Genomic DNA, 18,497 nt, shown 5'->3' with positions numbered 1-18,497 from the left:
CCTGCCCGGGCTTTAACCGTTGTAGATGGTGCCACCACCGCCAAGATACTGCTGCAGTACATCGTTCGCAGCATCGCGCTGCACTAAGCGCACAACCTCGACCCCGGCTTGCTGCAAATAGGCATAGCTGCTGTCAAATACCGGGCCTTCATCAAAACCTATCGCGCGGGCATCCTCTGCCGTAGCGGCGCAAACCAAACGTTTTACCCCGCTCCACAGTGTTCCACCCAGACACATGGCACAGGGTTCACAAGAGGTGAACAACTCACGTTTCACCCCATCAGCTGACAAACTAAAGCTTTGCACTTTATGCTCAGCCAGCATGATGGCCATCATTTCACCATGGGCAGTAGAGTTATGCAGTGGCATCACGCGGTTTACGCCAACACTGACCAGTTTGCCGCTGGCTATATCAAAAATGGCACTGCCAAAAGGGCCACCGGTGCCGCGCAATACATTCTGACGGGATAACTCTACCGCCACGGCCATCTTCTCATCATCACTGGTGTAGCTTTTAGTCCAGTCAACAACTTCGTCAATCCAGCCAGGTAAATCCAGCATAACCTGATGCTTATTCATTTGTGTTCCTCAAAAAAAAGCCCGCAACAGCGGGCCTGATTAGTCTGTTACTTGTCGGCCAGCGGTTTACTGTATGCCAGTTCCATATCCCATGGCAGCTGGATCCAGGTATCCTGTTCTATATCGGTAATATAATGATCAACCAGCGGTTTACCCTGAGGTTTAGCATAAACCGTCACAAAACAGGCCTTGGGGAAATGCTCACGCAGGGCTTTAGCGGTTTCGCCGGTATCGACCAGATCGTCAACAATCAGCAGTTGTTTATCGTCCTGCAGGCTCGCGTCTTTGAGAATACGCAAACTACCCTGTTTATCGTGTTCGTAACTGGCAACACAGATACTGTCAACCACCCGGATATTCAGCTCGCGTGCCAGAATGGCCGCGGGTACCAAACCGCCGCGGCTTACCGCAACTATCGCGTTGTATTCTTTGCCCAGCAGCTGATGCGCCAGCTCTTTGGTTGCACGATGGAAAGCTTCCCACGATACATAAAACATTTTATTGGTTGATAGCGACATAGCATCTGTCCTGCAAATTCGATTAATCGGAAATTATAAACAACCCAGTGCTACTTCGACCATTTCATTGAAACTGGTCTGACGCAATTCTGCACTTAACGCCTCACCGGTGCGGATATGGTCACTGACGGTAAAGATTGCCAGCGCATTGATACCATACTCGGCCGCCACGCCATACAGGCCAGCAGCTTCCATTTCCACTGCCAGCACGCCGTATTTCTCCAGCGTATCAAACAAGGTTTCGCTCGGGTTGTAGAACAGATCAGAGGTAAAGACATTACCCACTTTGACGTCGATATCTTTGGCACGTGCTGCCGCAACGGCTTTTTCCAGCAGGTTAAAGCTGGCAATAGCCGCAAAGTCCATACCGGCTAAACGGTTACGGTTCACCCCTGAGTCGGTACTGGCACCCATACCTATTACCACATCACGTACTTTTACAGACAATGGCAAACCACCACAGGAACCGATACGGATGATGTTTTTCACACCATAAAATTTCACCAGTTCAGTAGCATAGATGGACATAGACGGCACACCCATGCCAGAACCCAGTACACTGACAGGCTTACCGTTATAGGTACCGGTATAACCGAACATATTCCGCACGGTGTTAACACAAACCGCATCGGTTAAAAAGGTTTCAGCAATATGCTTGGCCCGTAACGGGTCGCCAGGCATTAATACCGTTTCAGCAAAAGCGCCCGCTGGCGCATTAATATGCGGAGTAGCCATAGAGATCTCTTAGTTAATTTTATTTTTAAACGAATCGCCGTACGCCATTGCGTCCAGCCCAAAATAATCCGCCAGCGTCTGGCCTATGTCAGCAAAGCTCTGACGCTCGCCTAAATCGGCCGCCTGCATACCTGGTTTATACGCCAGCACCGGAATATATTCACGGGTATGCTCAGTACCATGCCAGGTAGGGTCACAACCATGATCTGCCGTCAGCAATAATAGGGTGTCAGCATCACAGGCCGCCATCAGCTCAGGCAGACGCTGGTCAAAATACTCCAGCGCTTCACCATAGCCAATAGGGTCGCGCCGATGGCCAAAGTTCTGGTCGAAATCAACCAGATTGGTAAAAACGATACTGTTATCACTCTGCTTTTGCATCTGCGTCAGCGTCGTGTCAACAAGGGCTTCCAGCCCGGTCGCTTTTAAGCTCTGGCTGATCCCCTGATGCGCATAAATATCTGCAATCTTACCAATACTGACCACCGTACCACCGGCCAGGGTAAGTTTATCCAGTACTGTCGGTGCCGGCGGTAACACCGAGTAATCACGCCGGTTGCCGGTACGGGCATAATTTGCCGGGCTATCACCGGTAAAAGGCCGCGCTATAACTCGGCCTATGTTGTACTTATCCAGCAGTTCACGCGCAACCAGACAAAAATCCAGTAATCGCTGTAAGCCAAAGTGCTCTTCGTGCGCCGCCACCTGAAACACGCTATCTGCCGAGGTGTAGCAAATTGGCATTCCGGTGCGCACATGCTCATCGCCCAGCTTTACCAGAATGTCAGTGCCTGACGCGTGACAATTGCCCAGAATACCCGGCACGCCAGTGCGCTGACAAAGCTCGCTTATCAGCTCTGTTGGAAAACTGTCGGTTTTATCAGAAAAATATCCCCAATCAAACAACACAGGAACACCGGCAATTTCCCAGTGCCCACTTGGCGTGTCCTTACCACTGCTTAGCTCTTTGGCATAACCATAGGCACCCACAACGTTTTCAGCATCGGTAACGTCTGCTTGTTTACCGCCGGACGCAGCCCTGGCTGCTTTTACCAGCCCCAGGCTGGCGAGGTTAGGCAAAGCCAGTTGACGGCCTTTTTTTTGCTGAAACACACGCGCAATGCTGGCAAAGGTATTCGCACCAACATCGCCGAATTTGTCAGCATCCGGCGCATAACCGATACCAAAACTGTCTAATACCAGGATCACTGCTTTCTTTGCCATTACCCTGCTCCTGAGTTGATCTGTTATTTTTGCTTATGTGTTGCTGTTACGTCTGACCACTTTGAACCATCAAGTGTTCAGCGGCTAACTGCATGCTACATTTTAAAAAAGGGCACGCAGTGTAAATCGAAGTGCGCCGCTTTACAATATAACAACAGCTGTCAGCATGGTATTGCCATTAAAAAACCCGCCAACACGGGCGGGTTTTTCCGGTATATAGAGCGTTACGGCAATTGCTGGTAACCCATGTTATACAGCGTAAAACTGAATATATCTGCCATCTGCTCAATCTGTTTTGATACCGGCGTGCCGGCACCGTGGCCAGCATTGGTTTCAATACGGATAAGCTGTGGGTTGGCACCGGTATCTTTATCCTGCAGCTCGGCAGCAAACTTGAATGAGTGCGCCGGTACTACACGATCATCGTGATCTGCAGTTGTGACCATGGTTGCCGGATAAGTAACACCGGTTTTAACATTGTGCACCGGTGAGTAACCGCGCAGATAATCAAACATTTCTTTGCTCTGCTCGCTGGTGCCATAGTCGTAGGCCCAGCCTGCGCCGGCGGTAAAAGTATGGTAGCGCAGCATATCCATTACCCCTACCGCAGGCAGAGCCACTTTCATCAGCTCAGGCCGCTGTGTCATCACGGCGCCCACCAACAGGCCGCCGTTTGAACCGCCACGGATAGCCAGCTTGTCTTTTGATGTATAACTCTGTGCCTGCAGATACTCGGCAGCAGCGATAAAATCATCAAACACGTTCTGTTTTTTCAGCTGGGTACCGGCATCATGCCAGGCTTTACCATACTCACCGCCACCGCGCAGGTTAGGCACTGCGTACACACCACCCATTTCCATCCACACGGCATTAGGAATACTAAAACCAGGTGTCAGACTGACGTTAAAGCCACCATAACCATATAAAATAGTCGGGTTAGTACCGTCACGTTTCAGACCTTTTTTATAGCTGATTAACATGGGCACCTTGGTGCCGTCTTTTGAGGTGTAAAACACCTGCTCAGACACATAGTTATTACTGTCAAAGTCAGCACCGGATTTATTGTAAACATCTGAGTTGCCTGACTCAGGTACAAAGCTGTAAATCGTTTGCGCAGTGGTGTAGTTAGTAAAAGTGTAATACAGCGTCTTGTCTTCTTTTTTACCGCTGAAGCCACCAACACTGCCTAGCCCAGGCAGCGTAACATCACGCACCAGCTTACCGCTGTAATCGTATTGCTGTACTTTAGCGATGGCGTCAACCATATATTCGGCAAAAATATAGCCACCCCCAGTCGACACACTCAGCACGTTATCTGTTTGCGGGATCACATCAACCCAATGCTCTGGTTGGGGTTTAGCGGCATCTACTGCCACCACTTTCTTGTTCGGTGCATTTAAGTTAGTGACCAGATACAACTTACTGCCATCGTTATCGAGTAAATCGGTGTCAGAGTCGGTGTGATCTAAAATTGTCACCAGCTCACTGCCAGGCTTGGTCAGGTCTTTTAAAAACAGCTTATTACCCGACGTTGATACTGCTGCTGAAATCAGCAGGTAGTGATCATCTTCTGTTACTGATGCACCGACATAGCGGTGTTTTTGCTGCTCTGTCGCGCCAAAAATGACGGCATCGTCCTTTTGTGGTGTACCAAGCTTGTGGTAATACAGTTTATGCTGGTCCGTTTTAGCTGACAGCTCACTGCCATCCGGTTTGTCGTAACTTGAGTAATAGAAACCTTCATTGCCAAACCAGCTAATGCCACTGAACTTCACATCTACCAGTTCCGGCTCCAGTTGCTGTTTGGTTTCAACATCGATAACAATAATTTTGCGCCAGTCACTGCCACCTTCAGAAATAGAATACGCCAGCTTTGAACCATCTTTGGAAAAACTTACTTCCGCAAGCGAAGTGGTACCGTCGCTGCTGAAAGTGTTCGGGTCAAGAAATACTTCGCTGCTGCCATCATCCAGTTGCCGGTACAACACATACTGATTCTGCAAGCCATCGTTTTTGTAGAAGTAGGTATACTTACCTTCTTTAAAAGGTGCCGTAACTTTTTCATAGTTCCACGATGCGGCCAGTTTTTGCTTAATCTGCTCCCGGTATGGGATCTGCTCAAGGTAACCAAACGTCACCTTATTCTGTGCTTTTACCCAGGCTTCGGTCTCTGCACTGCGATCATCTTCCAGCCAGCGATAAGGGTCGGCAACAGTCTGTTCAAAGTAGCTATCCACCACATCGCCTTTGGCGGTTTGCGGATAGCTTAAAGGCGTTTTTACAGTTTCAGTCATAGTAATCGCATTGGGCTCAGTTGCTGAAGAAGTGGTGGATTCGCTACCGCAGGCAGCCAGTAAGGATACAGCCAGGATACTTAATACGTGTTTCATCGGTGAAATTCCCTGTTTCTTGTTGTTTTAACGCGACCGAGCTTAGCAAAGAAGCTCTGCTTTGCCTATTTCTGTCCGGCGCTTTTTCTGTGGTGTTTGGCGGGAAACAAAAAGGCCTGTCGTAAGACAGGCCTTCTGTGTTTATGGTGCCCAGACCCGGAATCGAACCAGGGACACGCGGATTTTCAATCCGCTGCTCTACCGACTGAGCTATCTGGGCAAAACTGTGTGACGCAAAATGGTGCCGCTTATCCGAGTCGAACGGATGACCTACTGATTACAAGTCAGTTGCTCTACCAACTGAGCTAAAGCGGCAAGTTGCATCATGGAAAAAGCTGTTGAAATCTGCTACGTTACAACAACTTTAGCACCTGAACTGATGGTGCCCAGACCCGGAATCGAACCAGGGACACGCGGATTTTCAATCCGCTGCTCTACCGACTGAGCTATCTGGGCAACGCGGGTCGTATTAAACGGATTTTACGATCTTAAGTCAACAGATATTTTAGAACCGGCCGTGCGTTAGCTTATAAGTTGAGCAATACGAATAAAACCTCAGCACACCGCCATAAAATGGTGTCGAACAAAGCGCACAATAAAGCCACTACCTAACGGGCCAAAAGTTGTTAAAATGCCCGGCAAATTGTTCTGCTTGCAGCATAAACAATCAAAAATTGGACCACTAATGAAAAATACGTCGTTTAGTAAACCGATCTTTAAACGTCTGGCACTGATGTGTGTACTCACACTCGCAGTGCAGGCTGCACTTTTTATGCTACTGAGTAAGCCCGACCCCAACTTTGCAGAAAAGCAGTTAGAACGGCTGGTGGCAGAAACAAAGCTGGTCAGCCGTGCGGTCGCCCCTTTGCTGCGCCGCAATGATATCAGCGCCACTGAGCAGGTACTGTTTCAAACCCGTAACGGTGATGCCAGCCGGGCACTTTATCTGTATCGCCACAGTGAGCGTGGCGATACTGAGCTTATTGCCAATACCAATAATGTGCAGGGCTATGTGCCGCAGCCGCAATGGCAGGAAATTGCCGAGCAGCAAAATGGTTATCTGATTGTTCATCAGCTGGTGGCGCTGGGCGAGCAGCAAAATGCGCTGCTGATCTATGTGCAACAGCCCGATATCAAACCGCTGTGGCCATATGCGGCGGTGTCTGTTGCCAGCCTGTTACTGGGTTTACTGTTAAGTGGTTTCTTCGCCTCTGCAATATCCGGTTTCTTCAGTCGCCGTATTAAACCGCTGTTGCAAGGCACCAGTCAGGCTTTGGAAAAAGAGCAGTTCAATGCCAGCGTGGATAGCCATGCTCAGGACAGTTACGGTGTGCTGGGCAGTTATATAAACCAGCTATTTCGAAAAATAGAACAAACTCAGGAAGCATTGGCGGCATCAGAGCAAAACATTAAAACGCTCAGACAGGAAGTCGACACCCGTATTAAAGAGCGCACCGATGCATTGGAAACCGCTAAGCTGACAGCCGAAAAAGCCAATGAAGCCAAATCAACCTTTCTGGCAACAATGAGCCATGAAATCCGTACGCCGATGAACGGCATTATCGGTACCATAGATTTACTGCGAAAGACCCAGCTATCAACCTCACAATTTCGTATGACCGACACAGTGCGCGAATCTTCCTTCTCATTGCTGCGCATTCTTGACGACATTCTGGATTTCTCAAAAATCGAAGCTGGTAAGCTGGAGCTGGAGACCATTCCGCTGTCGCTGGTTGATATCATTGAAGCGGTAGGCCGTATTCTGGTTTCAGTAGCTTATCAGCGGCAAATCGACCTGAAGATGTTTGTTGACCCACGCATACCTGACGGTTTAGTCGGCGACCCGGTGCGCTTGCGGCAGATATTGTACAACCTGGCCGGCAATGCCATTAAGTTCACCCAGACCACACCGGAAAAAACCGGCCTGGTGATAATCAAAGCCGAAATGCTGGAAGAAAATATGGATTTCAGCCAAATCCAGTTCAGCATTGTTGATAACGGCAAAGGCATGACTCAACGTCAGATCAGCTATGTTTTCCAACCCTTTAACCAGGCAGAAGGCTCTATTACCCGTAAGTTTGGCGGCACTGGCCTTGGCTTATCTATCTGTCAGCGCTTAGCGACATTAATGTACGGCGATATTAATGTACAAAGCCAGGTTGATCAGGGCACTGAATTCAGGGTACGCATCCCTATGCGCCGCTCTGATGAAATTCAGTATCTGGATAAAGAGCAGCTTAACGATATTCATCTGTGCCTGTTCACGACAGATTTGCATAACCAAACCCATTTAAGTGCGTATTTTGAATATGCAGGTGCAGAGCTTGATGTAGCCAACAGTTTTGAAGCTCTGCTGCAAAAAGCACAAACGATGAAACCGCTGCCACCCAAGCAGGCTGCAGTCTGGGTGTTAGATGCAACTTATGAGCAAATCTCGGCCAATCAGATAGAACAGTTGCAGCAGCTGCCAGCCATGAGCCAGGTGCAGTTTGTTGTGATCACCAATCAGGTTGAGCTTTCTGAGCGCAGTACCGATAGGGTTTACTACCTGCACAGCTCGCCTATCTGCCGCAGCCACTTGTATGACGCTGTGCTAATAGCGGCTAAGCGTAAAGCTAAACCCATTTATGCCGGTGAAAAAACTATTACCGCCAAAGCGCCGTCTATAGAACAAGCCAGAAAACAAAAACGCTTAGTATTGCTGGCGGAAGACAACCTGATGAATCAGCGCGTGATTGTTGATCAGCTAAATGCGCTTGGCTACGCCGTCGAGGTTGCTGATGATGGCGCAATAGCGCTGGAAAAATGGCGCCGCTTCCACTATCCGTTAATCCTGACCGATTTACATATGCCCAATATGAGCGGTTATGATTTAGCCAGCACCATCCGCAAGGAGAGCCTGCATTTGAGCGAGGGTGCTGAGTTTACTCGCATTATTGCAGTGACAGCTAACGCGCTCAAAGGCGAAGAGCAGAAGTGCCTGAGTATCGGTATGGATGGATATATCACCAAACCTGTTGAACTCGATACTTTGGCCACGATGCTATCACGCTGGTTACCTCATCAGGCCGACCCAATGAAACCCGGCGTCGCATCGACTGACACGGCGCAGCCCCCCTCGCCAATCTGCTTTACCACTATTGCTAATTTTCTCGGCAATGACCCGGCTAAGCATGAAGAACATCTGAACTACTTTGTCAGACATGCTGCAGATTTACTGCAGAATTTGCATCTTCATGCTGATAATCAGGACCGTAGTAATGTCCGGGCCGTCGCGCATCAGTTTAAATCTGTCGCCAAGAGCGTCGGCGCAATCAGTTTAGCCGAGCAAGCACTAAAGCTGGAAAAAGCTGCTGAGGAAAGTGATTGGCCAGTGATTAACGAGGATATCCGTCTGATGCAGGAGAAGTATCAGGATGTGGTTGCCTATGTAAAACAGCGCTATTAGCGATTGAGTCAAAAGAGTAAAAACGCCAGCTTAGCTGGCGTTTTTTATCGTAAGTTAATTACCCCAAATGGCGCTGACAAACTGCGGATAGTCGACAAAAGGGTTACGGTTGCCCTGGTACTGATAGGCTGCATCATTGCGGTCACGCTCTTTCTGACTAACAGGATCCTGCACATGCCACTGCTTCAGCAGCTGCAACAACCAGCTTTCGAATACCTGAGTCGTAGTACCGTTCAGTGCGGCATTGGCTTCACTGCTGTTACCCTGCCAGTTTGCTAACCGGTCCTGATAGCGGGTTGCCATATAAAAATAAGCCCTGGCAATGTCACCCTTAAACTCATCAATGGGCTCGAACACTGTACCACTGTAGCCACTACCACTTAATGCAGTGCCTAGTTTAGAGCCGTTTGTCGAGATATAACTGGCCATACCGACTTTGCCATACGGAAAGCTGCTGCGTTTGGAGTTAACAAAACCGTCGGTGGCAAAGATATGGTGTACATCAGAGTTCATCGGCTCGACTGCACCGCCAAACCAGCTGCGTGGAAATGAGTGCTCACGGTTATAACAATCAGCTTCACTGTTGTAACTGCCGCACTGGTTTACGGTCGCCGCGTACTGATATGCATCCGCCCCGCTGGGATTTTCTGAGTAGATATCTAAAATACTGCCATCCTGCTCATAGTAATTATCCAGCTCGTGCGTGCTGTAAAACGTCCACAGTGCGCTATACCCCTGTGCGCTGTGGTTTTTGATAATATTATGCAGTGCGGTTTTTAACGCATAACCGGTGAAACCGGCAGCATCTGCATAGTAGGCATCCAGATCGTCGCTGCCACCGCCAGTACCAAGGCTAAAGCTATGTGTCTTAGCACTGGTAAAACTTCCACCACTGAATATGTCTGCGCCATTTACACTCAAACGATAACTGCCATTGCCATGACTACAGCAGATACCGTCACCGTAACTGTCGCTTATGGTGAACGCATAGTCACCATCGCTCAGGCACCACTGCTCACTGTGGCTGCTGTTACTGGCATACCCCGCCCCTGCATAAACTTGTTGATTATTGCTGTCAGCCAGCTGCCAACTGGTTTCAGCACCATAGTTGTCGGTCGTCAGCTCGAAAGTCAGTGCATGTGCATTGCAGCTGCTGCCAGGCGGCGTTGATGTAGCAGAGGGCTGGAAGTCGTCCACATACACCAGCTCACTGCCATCAAAACCGGCGACATCATAAAACCGTACGCCAACTTCAATAGTGCCGCTAGTGGTCGCAGTGTAATTGAAACTTAGTGTTTGCCATTGCCCAGTCAGCGTTTCATTCGAATAGCTCTGATAGCCATCGACATACAGCCGGGCTCTGACATGCCCCTCGGTATGGTAAACAGACACACTAAAAGGGTAATTTTGCCCGGCACTGACGGCCACTGTCTGACGAAAATCAGTGGCGGCCTGGTCTGTCGTATTGACGGCCACAGCCGCACTGTAATTGCCATTGAGTTTAATACCGGTAGAAGGTGTCAGCGTAATACCATTGTCGATCAGGCTCCAGCCCGTCGGGATATTAGCTGACCATTGATCAAAACCGCCATTTTCAATATCAGCTCTGGCGGCTGTCGCACTGAGCGCGAATATGCCAAGTAGGCAAAGTATCTTTTTCATCGCAACGTATCCTGTTATTAAGGTTAGAACAAGCACCACTCCAGATACACTATTGCAACATTTTTGTATAAGAACAGCGTTATGATGAATTATTTATGAAATAAAAAAGGGCAGCCAATGACTGCCCAACTGTCAGTTACCTGACCACGTAGTGTAAATTGGTTTCAGCTAACGCCTTAAAACTGGTTCATGGTGTTGTGCGTGCCACCCGCTTTTAATGCTGCTTCACCGGAGAAATATTCTTTATGATCATCTCCGATGTCTGAACCTGACATATTCTGGTGTTTAACACAGGCTATACCCTGGCGGATCTCTTTACGCTGCACACCTTCAACATAGCCCAGCATACCGGCCGCACCGAAGTACTCTTTTGCCAGATTGTCGGTAGATAAAGCCGCAGTATGGTAGGTTGGCAAAGTGATCAGGTGGTGGAAAATACCCGCTTCGCGCGCTGCATCAGCCTGGAAGGTACGGATACGGTTGTCCGCTTCCTGCGCCAGCTCTGTTGTATCGTATTCGGCACTCATCAGCTGTGCGCGATCATAGGCCGATACATCTTTTCCAGTCGTTTTCCAGGCATCAAACACCTGCTGGCGGAAATTCAGCGTCCAGTTAAAGCTTGGGCTGTTGTTGTATACCAGCTTGGCAGACGGTACCACCTCGCGAATGCGGTCAACCATCTCTTTGATCTGGCCAATGTGTGGCTTCTCAGTTTCAATCCACAGTAAATCTGCACCATGTTGCAGTGAAGTAATACAATCCAGCACTACGCGATCAACACCACTGCCCTGTTTAAACTGGAATAAGCCGCTGGCTAAACGTTTTGGCTTTAATAACTTGCCGTTGGCTTTCACCACAACATCGCCGTTAGCTATATCATCTGCCCCGTTGATTACGTCGCCATCGAGGAAGCTGTTGTATAAATCACCCAGATCGCCCGGCTTGTTAGTCACTGCAATTTGCTTGGTTAAGCCAGCGCCTAATGAGTCGGTGCGGGCAACGATAATACCGTCGTCCACACCCAGCTCTAAAAAGGCATAACGTACCGCGTTAATTTTCGCCAGAAAATCAGCATGTGGCACGGTAACCTTGCCGTCCTGGTGCCCACACTGCTTCTCATCCGATACCTGGTTTTCAATCTGAATAGCGCAGGCGCCTGCTTCAATCATTTTCTTCGCCAGCAGGTAAGTGGCTTCTTCGTTACCAAAGCCGGCATCAATATCGGCAATAATCGGCACCACATGGGTTTCAAAGTTATCAATTTTGCTCTGCACTGCTGCAACTTTAGCGGCATCATTGCCTGCTTTGGCGGCATCCAGCTCACGGAACAAGCCACCCAGCTCACGGGCATCAGCTTGTTTTAAGAAGGTATACAGTTCTTCGATCAACGCTGGCACGGCGGTTTTCTCATGCATCGATTGATCCGGCAGCGGGCCAAAATCGGAGCGCAGCGCCGCAATCATCCAACCTGACAAATACAGGTATTTTCGTTTGGTGCTGCCGAAATGTTTCTTGATAGCGATCAGTTTCTGCTGACCAACAAAGCCATGCCAGCAACCTAAAGACTGAGTGTACTGGCTGCTATCAGCATCGTAGGCTGCCATATCTTCGCGCATCACCTTAGCTGTGTATTTCGCGATATCTAAGCCAGTATTAAAACGGTTCTGCAGCTTCATCCTTGCGGCAGACTCAGGGTTTATCGCAGCCCAGGCCTCGCCATTCTGCTGACGTAACTGTGCGATTTGTTGTATTACATCTTGGTAAGCTGACATAGCAGTATCCTCTTCTTGCATATTGCCCGGCTTGCCGGACGCTGACTGTTCCCAGGCTGATGTGTTACCTGTTGCATTACACTATAGGTTTCATTTTTATAATTCATAAAGGTGATTTTTGTGATGCTGGCCATTCATACGATTAATACTAAAGGTGGCTTGACGCTGGCCTGTTAGCTAATGCTATGATTCAGTCAAATTATGAAAGCTGGTGGGAATATTTAAGTAATGAATATCAATAAAATGGATTTAAACCTGCTGGTTTACTTAGATGTCTTACTGCGCGAGAAGAATGTTACCCGCGCCGCGAATCAGCTTAATATCACTCAACCGGCGATGAGTAATGGCTTAAAACGGCTGCGTGATTTACTGAATGATCCTATTTTAGTGCGCACATCAGATGGTATGGTGCCGACAGAACGGGCACGTGAACTGGCACCGGTGGTACGTGGCGTTTTATTGACGCTGGAAGAGACTCTGCAACCGAACAAAGATTTTGAGCCTCAGCACAGTCAGCGCGTGTTTCGCATTATGGCCAGCGATTACGCCGCCTCAACGTTGATCCCGGCACTGCTGAAAAAAATGCGGGTGCAGGCTCCCCATACCAGCCTGGATATCATGACGCCTTCCGATGTGACTTTTCACGATGTCGAAAACGGCAAAGTGGATATGGCGATCAACCGTTTTGACCAGCTGCCGCAGTCGTTTCATCAGAAAACCGTCTGGCGCGACAGTTTCTCCTGCCTGATTAATGCGCAAAACCCGGTCCTTAAAAACTTCAACCTGGACAGCTACTTAAAAGCGCAACATATCTGGGTTAGTAAAACCGGCTTTGGTGTTGGCGTAGGCATGGACCCGAAAGATGTGCAAAAGCTGGGCTGGGTAGACGAAGCGCTGGCGAAACTGGGCAAACAACGCAGTATTTCGGTATTTACCCGTAACTACCATGTGGCGATGCATTTGGCGGTTGGCATTGATTTAATTGCTACCTTGCCCAGCCGCGCGGCAAAGTTGTATGACAAGGATCCGACCATGGCCATTATGGACCCACCGTTTGCGATACCGTCGATTGAGCTGAAAATGATATGGAGCCCGCTACTGCATCAAGACGCCAGCCATATCTGGTTTCGCCGGTTGATTGTTGAAACGGCAGACGAGTTGAATTAATCAGAACCAGTATCGAAGGCTGGAATCCCGTTTTGGTCACCGCAGAGTGTCTGAGTGAGTGCGTAAGCACGAGCGAGTTGCTGCGGTTAGCCAAAATGGGCATTGCAGCCGAAGCTAACATGGATGCTTAGGAAAACACCCTGCCTCTCTCGCCGGGGCAACTCGCCCTTGTGCCTGCGGCAGGGCTCAGACACTCCCCGGCTCGCTCAACACGGCCTTTTCCACGCTGTGTTCCGACGAGCAACAGACATAAAAAAGGCGCTGTCAGCAAGTCAGCGCCTTTGGCTTGGTTTACTCAGGTTTAGTCAAGTAACTGATAGGCTGGCAGGGTCAGGAAGTCTACCAACTGATCAGAAGTCGTGATATCCAGCAATAAAGTTTGCGCCCGGTCGAAATTTTGCTCCGCCCATGTTGCCTCGCCAACCTCTGCTTTCACCACTTTTGCCTCTTCCTCTAACATAGAAGCAAATAAGGCTTTGGTAATCAGCTTGCCGTTACTTAAGCTTTTTCCATGTTTAATCCACTGCCAGATAGAGGTACGGGAAATCTCCGCCGTGGCGGCATCCTCCATCAGGCCATAAATCGGCACGCAGCCTTTGCCACTGATCCAGGCAGCAATATACTGCAGCGCTACGCGAATATTGGTGCGCATGCCCTCTTCTGTGCGCTCTCCATCACAGGGCTCTAGCAACTGCGCTGCGCTGATTTCTTCATCTTCCTCACGGCTTACGTCTAACTGATTCTGCTTACCACCCGCTAAATATTTATCGAACACCGCATTTGCCGTTGCTGCAAGCCCCGGGTGCGCCACCCAGGTACCATCATGGCCATTACTGGCTTCCAGCTCTTTATCGGCGGTGACTTTGGCCAGAATTGCAGCGTTCTGCTCAGCATCTTTAGCTGGTATAAAGGCTGCCATACCGCCCATTGCCAGCGCACCGCGTTTATGACAGGTTTTAACCAGCAAACGGGAATAGGCATTTAAGAACGGCTGTTTCATCGTTACCACCTGGCGATCAGGTAGCACGCGGTCAGCATGATTCTTTAACGTTTTGATATAACTAAAAATATAATCCCAGCGGCCACAATTTAGCGCCACGATGTGGTCACGTAGCATGTAGAGAATTTCATCCATCTCAAACACAGCCGGCAGAGTTTCAATCAGCACCGTTGCCCGCACGGTGCCGACAGGCTGAGCAAACTTCAGCTCAGTGTAGCGGAACACATCATCCCACCATTTCGCTTCCAGATGGCTTTGCAGCTTAGGCACGTAGTAATACACTCCTGTGCCGTTATTTAGCCGGGTTTGATAGTTGTGCAGGAAATACAGCGCGAAATCCATCAAGCCTCCGGGAATTTGCTCGCCATCTACCAGCAAATGTTTTTCCCACAGATGTAAACCACGCACGCGTGCTATTAACAGCGCCGGATCGTCTTTTAAAGCATACTGTTTACCATTTTGCGGATCGGTATAACTGATCGTACCCAGATTGGCATCACGCAGGTTAATCTGGCCTTCAATTACGCCGGCCCAGCTTGGTGCCTGCGAGTCTTCAAAGTCGGCCATAAATACTTTTACATCAGCATTTAATGCATTGATGATCATTTTGCGGTCGACCGGCCCCGTGATCTCAACCCTTCTGTCCTGCAAATCAGCCGGGATGGCAGCAACACGCCAATCCGAGCGGCGAATATTGGCGGTATCAGCCAGAAAATCCGGCAACTCACCGGCGTCATATCGTTGTTGTACTTGCTGGCGCTTTGCAAGCAATTGCTTAAGCGCCGGCCGGAACTCACGTGTCAGCTCCACCAGCAAAGCGCAGGCCTGTTCAGTTAAAATGGCGTCGTATTCGGCCGTCAAAGGCGCATTGATGGATAATCCGGCACGGCTGATGCTTGTTGTCATAATATTGTCCTTGGTTACCGCCACAGCAGCGTTGTTGCACACTGTCGGGCTTATCAGGGGTACGCACTAACTATAAGCGCTTTTCGACTATAAAATGTATCAATGCAGGCAATGCCAGCCATTCGGCACATAAATAACAGAACCGGCCAACAGCAAGAAATATTGGCACAAGTTGTGCTTAGTTATCACTGTGTTGCGATATACCTGACACCGAGTCAAATTTCTGTCGGAGGTAAGCATGGAATATGTCCTGCTGTTGATTTTATTGTTAGTTGTTGTGGTAGCTATGGTTGCCAGCCGCTTTATTGACAGTGGTAACCCTTTCCCGGTACAGAAGAAAACCAGTTTATTCAGTCCGGTTGAAAGGTCATTTATGCAGCTGCTGGAAAAAGCCGTTGCCGGTGAATATAAAATTCTGAACCGGGTTAAGCTGGCTGATATTATGGAATTAAAAACCGGCATCAGTGATAAAAGCCGCAGTAATACGTTAACAAAGTTAAATGGCAAATACCTCGATTTCGTGCTGTGCGACCCGACAGATCTCAGCATAGTCGCGGTACTGGATTTAGTTAACAACACCAGCAAAGAAGGCCACAAAGCCGTACCTGACTGGTTTGTAAATGGCGCTTTGGACGCCGCAGCTATTCCTTACTTGCGGATGAAAATTAAAGCTGGCTACACCGCAGCTGATATACAGGCGGCGATAGCATCTAGGCTTGGCAAACCTGTTGCCAAACCAGAACCAATGTTTAAAGGATTAGTGAAGAAAGGGCCAACCCGGCCGGTCCGCTCCTTGAAACCGGCAGTGGACAGCGGCAACAGATTGCCGGTACCTGCTTTGTCACATTCACAGATTAAAGCGCAGCAGACTGCGCTGATACAGGCTTCTTAACGCACATGGAGAAATGAGTCACTCCGCGCTAAGTTGGAATGCCGCCCGCTGCAACGGGCGGCATTTTTTATTTATGCCCCCTAAAGCAGCCTTAAACCGCTCAGATCGTAAAATGGCTATGCCGGTACCAGCTATTGTTTCGCTGGTGAAAAAAATAAAATAATTTACTAAAGTAAACTCTTACTCCGCCGTTACAGTGTTGAGGAATTGGCATAGGAGGTACTATGAGTCAATCCGTTGGCGCTGCGGCATCAAACCAGGGCTATGAAGTACTGGGGGCTGTAATGGCCAAAAAGCAGCAAAACCAGGAAGCTAAAATGGCGACCATGCTGGTACAAAGTGCTATGCAATCGGTTGAGCAGGTACAGGCTTCATCCCCTGTAGGTAACCTGGGACAGAATATCAATATCACTGTGTAACAGTGCTATGGATATAAGAACAAAGGCCAGCATTCAGCTGGCCTTTTTATCATTTAGCACAACACCATTTTGCTGCAGTTTTTAACGGGCAAACCTGACAACCAATTCATGCAGTTCATTTGATACCAGTTGCAACTGCTTAATACTGTCAGCTGAATTGCCGGCTTCTGTCAGGCTATTGTTAGCCAGGCTGGAAATATTCACGACCTGCTGATTCACTTCCTCTGCTACGTTAGCTTGCTCTTCAACTGCAGCTGCCATTTGAATCGACATATTGGCGATGCTGCCAACGGCATCTGAAATGCCATTTAGCATTTCTTCGGTTTCTTTTACCCTGCTTAACCCGGCGTCTGCACCTGTGGTACCGTTTTGAGCCACCCTGACAGCGTTATCTGCTCTACTGATTAAATCACTGATAATCTGGTGAATTTCCTTGGTCGAATCCTGAGTCCGCTGCGCCAGATTACGCACTTCATCCGCCACCACCGCAAAACCGCGGCCTTGCTCACCAGCCCTTGCCGCCTCTATCGCCGCGTTAAGTGCCAGTAAATTAGTTTGCTCGGCTATTTGCTCTATCATTTGCGCCACCGACGCAATCTTTTTCGTTTGCTCTGACACATCTTTCACCGAGTTACTGATATCGTTCACGGTTTGCCGCAACTCTTCTATAGCTTTACGTGTTATCGTTGCGGTCTGTCTGCTGCGACCTGCCAGCTCATTAGACTGCTCAGCCCGTTCTGCGGTTTCCTGTACGTGTTTTGACACTTCGGCGATAGTTGTTGTCATCTGATGCATAGCAGTGGCTGCCTGCTCGGTTTCCTGCTGCTGGCGCTGGATCAGTTTCATTGACGATTTGGCCAGCTCAAGGCCCAGATCAGATTGCTCTGACACACTCTTGGCAGCATCTTCCATCCGGCTCAGCACTGCACCAAGGTGGGCTCTGGAACTCATCACTGCAACTTTTAGCTCACCTACATCAGGCTTGTCATCAGTAAAGGTTTTCACCGCCAGCTCATGCCGGAACGAGTTTGCCAGTAAGGTTTTAACACTATCGAGTGCGTTTTTCTTGCTGTAGTTAGCCCAACCGGCATAACACAATAACGCCAGCACCATAGTAATCAGAGTTAAGCCGGTAAAACCGTTGAAATACAAAACGGCAGCTAACAACAAAACCGCGGCGAGAACCATGTTGGGAATACCAAGATGGAAATTGCGGGAGCGGAACTTGCCCTGATTAATGGCACTGTACAGTTTTTCCGCCCGCTTAATGTCTTCACGCGACGGACAGGAACGAACAGACTCATAACCCACTACTTTTCCGGCTTCAGTAACAGGGGTGACATAAGCATCCACCCAGTAGTAGTCACCATTTTTACTACGGTTTTTTACCAGCCCCATCCAGGGTTTACCGGCTTTCAAATGCTCCCACATTATTTTGTAAGCCAGAGGCGGCATATCCGGATGACGAACGATATTGTGTGGCTGACCAATTAACTCACTTTTACTAAAGCCACTTATCGCGATAAAAGCATCATTACAATGGCGGATATTGCCATTAAGGTCAGTGTTAGAAATCAGTTTCTGGTTTGGCGGAAAAGTACGTTCGGTGTTAGTCACCGGCATATTACGACGCATAAGAATGAGCTCCCTGCTGTTCCTTTTTGAACCTGAATTCTAAAAGTAGCAACAGCTCACAATATGGCAATGAAAATTAAAGAATAAAGTCACTTATTGTTAAAAAAATAAATGCACTGAGGTTAAGAAAGGTTAAGCCGGGTAAAGCTG

Annotated in this window: 13 protein-coding genes and 3 tRNA genes; 4 read left to right on the top strand and 12 right to left on the bottom strand. The window is 48.9% G+C overall.

All coding sequences use genetic code 11. The features are described 5' to 3' along the window. Window positions 1–12 precede the first annotated feature (12 nt). The 8 genes from LHL18_RS14660 to LHL18_RS14625 form a co-directional block, all read right to left on the bottom strand. The gene (locus LHL18_RS14660) at window positions 13–579 is read right to left on the bottom strand and encodes a nucleoside deaminase (protein WP_226767610.1); all 567 of its coding nucleotides are present in this window, start codon (window positions 577–579) and stop codon (window positions 13–15) included. Window positions 580–626: 47 nt separating this feature from the next. After that, the gene (gene gpt / locus LHL18_RS14655) at window positions 627–1,097 is read right to left on the bottom strand and encodes a xanthine phosphoribosyltransferase (RefSeq protein WP_134057184.1); all 471 of its coding nucleotides are present in this window, start codon (window positions 1,095–1,097) and stop codon (window positions 627–629) included. Window positions 1,098–1,130: 33 nt separating this feature from the next. Further along, entirely contained in the window at window positions 1,131–1,832 is a 702-nt protein-coding gene (deoD, locus tag LHL18_RS14650; protein WP_134057186.1) for a purine-nucleoside phosphorylase, read from the bottom strand. 9 nt (window positions 1,833–1,841) lie between these two features. Continuing rightward, window positions 1,842–3,056 carry a phosphopentomutase gene (locus tag LHL18_RS14645; protein WP_226767609.1) on the bottom strand — a complete coding sequence of 405 codons (1,215 nt, stop codon included), beginning with the start codon at window positions 3,054–3,056 and terminating at the stop codon, window positions 1,842–1,844. Between the two features lie 224 nt (window positions 3,057–3,280). Further along, window positions 3,281–5,446: a prolyl oligopeptidase family serine peptidase gene (locus LHL18_RS14640; protein WP_226767608.1), complete on the bottom strand. Its 2,166-nt coding sequence runs from the start codon at window positions 5,444–5,446 to the stop codon at window positions 3,281–3,283. A gap of 144 nt (window positions 5,447–5,590) precedes the next feature. After that, window positions 5,591–5,666 (bottom strand) — tRNA-Phe (locus LHL18_RS14635). Window positions 5,667–5,685: 19 nt separating this feature from the next. Next, window positions 5,686–5,761: transfer RNA gene (locus LHL18_RS14630), tRNA-Thr, on the bottom strand. Window positions 5,762–5,826: 65 nt separating this feature from the next. Further along, window positions 5,827–5,902 (bottom strand) — tRNA-Phe (locus tag LHL18_RS14625). 229 nt (window positions 5,903–6,131) lie between these two features. On the opposite strand from LHL18_RS14625, the gene LHL18_RS14620 reads away from it, so the two are divergent. After that, window positions 6,132–8,894 carry a hybrid sensor histidine kinase/response regulator gene (locus tag LHL18_RS14620; RefSeq protein ID WP_226767607.1) on the top strand — a complete coding sequence of 921 codons (2,763 nt, stop codon included), beginning with the start codon at window positions 6,132–6,134 and terminating at the stop codon, window positions 8,892–8,894. Between the two features lie 54 nt (window positions 8,895–8,948). Here LHL18_RS14620 and LHL18_RS14615 read toward each other — a convergent pair whose 3' ends face one another. Together LHL18_RS14615 and LHL18_RS14610 are read right to left on the bottom strand one after the other, a co-directional pair. Continuing rightward, window positions 8,949–10,556: an endonuclease gene (locus tag LHL18_RS14615; protein WP_226767606.1), complete on the bottom strand. Its 1,608-nt coding sequence runs from the start codon at window positions 10,554–10,556 to the stop codon at window positions 8,949–8,951. Window positions 10,557–10,732: 176 nt separating this feature from the next. After that, window positions 10,733–12,328 carry an isocitrate lyase gene (locus tag LHL18_RS14610; RefSeq protein ID WP_226767605.1) on the bottom strand — a complete coding sequence of 532 codons (1,596 nt, stop codon included), beginning with the start codon at window positions 12,326–12,328 and terminating at the stop codon, window positions 10,733–10,735. A 228-nt stretch (window positions 12,329–12,556) separates the two neighbouring features. Between LHL18_RS14610 and LHL18_RS14605 the strand changes: the two genes are divergently transcribed. Next, window positions 12,557–13,495 (top strand): LysR family transcriptional regulator, encoded by a 939-nt coding sequence (locus LHL18_RS14605; RefSeq protein WP_134057198.1) that lies wholly within the window; start codon window positions 12,557–12,559, stop codon window positions 13,493–13,495. Window positions 13,496–13,796: 301 nt separating this feature from the next. On the opposite strand, the gene aceB is transcribed toward LHL18_RS14605, so the two are convergent. Then, on the bottom strand, window positions 13,797–15,401 hold the full coding sequence (gene aceB / locus LHL18_RS14600; protein WP_226767604.1) for a malate synthase A: 1,605 nt from the start codon (window positions 15,399–15,401) through the stop codon (window positions 13,797–13,799). A gap of 238 nt (window positions 15,402–15,639) precedes the next feature. On the opposite strand from aceB, the gene LHL18_RS14595 reads away from it, so the two are divergent. Both LHL18_RS14595 and LHL18_RS14590 read left to right on the top strand, forming a co-directional pair. After that, window positions 15,640–16,293 (top strand): DUF2726 domain-containing protein, encoded by a 654-nt coding sequence (locus tag LHL18_RS14595; protein WP_134057202.1) that lies wholly within the window; start codon window positions 15,640–15,642, stop codon window positions 16,291–16,293. Between the two features lie 224 nt (window positions 16,294–16,517). After that, window positions 16,518–16,712 carry a hypothetical protein gene (locus tag LHL18_RS14590; RefSeq protein WP_134057204.1) on the top strand — a complete coding sequence of 65 codons (195 nt, stop codon included), beginning with the start codon at window positions 16,518–16,520 and terminating at the stop codon, window positions 16,710–16,712. Between the two features lie 81 nt (window positions 16,713–16,793). Here LHL18_RS14590 and LHL18_RS14585 read toward each other — a convergent pair whose 3' ends face one another. Next, on the bottom strand, window positions 16,794–18,347 hold the full coding sequence (locus LHL18_RS14585) for a methyl-accepting chemotaxis protein (RefSeq protein WP_226767603.1): 1,554 nt from the start codon (window positions 18,345–18,347) through the stop codon (window positions 16,794–16,796). Between the last annotated feature and the right edge of the window lie 150 nt (window positions 18,348–18,497).

This window comes from Rheinheimera aquimaris, from assembly GCF_020531985.1.
Taxonomy (GTDB): Bacteria; Pseudomonadota; Gammaproteobacteria; order Enterobacterales; family Alteromonadaceae; genus Alishewanella; species Alishewanella aquimaris.
Note: the sequence above shows the minus strand (reverse complement) of the source record. Positions and strands in the feature narration are given on the sequence as shown.

What these genes read in the sequence shown, in the direction of transcription:
- aceB (WP_226767604.1), bottom strand. Translation starts at nt 15,401, where the DNA reads ATGACAACAAGCATCAGCCGTGCCGGATTATCCATCAATGCGCCTTTG.
- LHL18_RS14660 (WP_226767610.1), bottom strand. Translation starts at nt 579, where the DNA reads ATGAATAAGCATCAGGTTATGCTGGATTTACCTGGCTGGATTGACGAA.
- LHL18_RS14595 (WP_134057202.1), top strand. Translation starts at nt 15,640, where the DNA reads ATGGAATATGTCCTGCTGTTGATTTTATTGTTAGTTGTTGTGGTAGCT.
- LHL18_RS14640 (WP_226767608.1), bottom strand. Translation starts at nt 5,446, where the DNA reads ATGAAACACGTATTAAGTATCCTGGCTGTATCCTTACTGGCTGCCTGC.
- gpt (WP_134057184.1), bottom strand. Translation starts at nt 1,097, where the DNA reads ATGTCGCTATCAACCAATAAAATGTTTTATGTATCGTGGGAAGCTTTC.
- LHL18_RS14645 (WP_226767609.1), bottom strand. Translation starts at nt 3,056, where the DNA reads ATGGCAAAGAAAGCAGTGATCCTGGTATTAGACAGTTTTGGTATCGGT.
- LHL18_RS14620 (WP_226767607.1), top strand. Translation starts at nt 6,132, where the DNA reads ATGAAAAATACGTCGTTTAGTAAACCGATCTTTAAACGTCTGGCACTG.
- LHL18_RS14590 (WP_134057204.1), top strand. Translation starts at nt 16,518, where the DNA reads ATGAGTCAATCCGTTGGCGCTGCGGCATCAAACCAGGGCTATGAAGTA.
- LHL18_RS14585 (WP_226767603.1), bottom strand. Translation starts at nt 18,347, where the DNA reads ATGCGTCGTAATATGCCGGTGACTAACACCGAACGTACTTTTCCGCCA.
- LHL18_RS14615 (WP_226767606.1), bottom strand. Translation starts at nt 10,556, where the DNA reads ATGAAAAAGATACTTTGCCTACTTGGCATATTCGCGCTCAGTGCGACA.
- deoD (WP_134057186.1), bottom strand. Translation starts at nt 1,832, where the DNA reads ATGGCTACTCCGCATATTAATGCGCCAGCGGGCGCTTTTGCTGAAACG.
- LHL18_RS14605 (WP_134057198.1), top strand. Translation starts at nt 12,557, where the DNA reads ATGAATATCAATAAAATGGATTTAAACCTGCTGGTTTACTTAGATGTC.
- LHL18_RS14610 (WP_226767605.1), bottom strand. Translation starts at nt 12,328, where the DNA reads ATGTCAGCTTACCAAGATGTAATACAACAAATCGCACAGTTACGTCAG.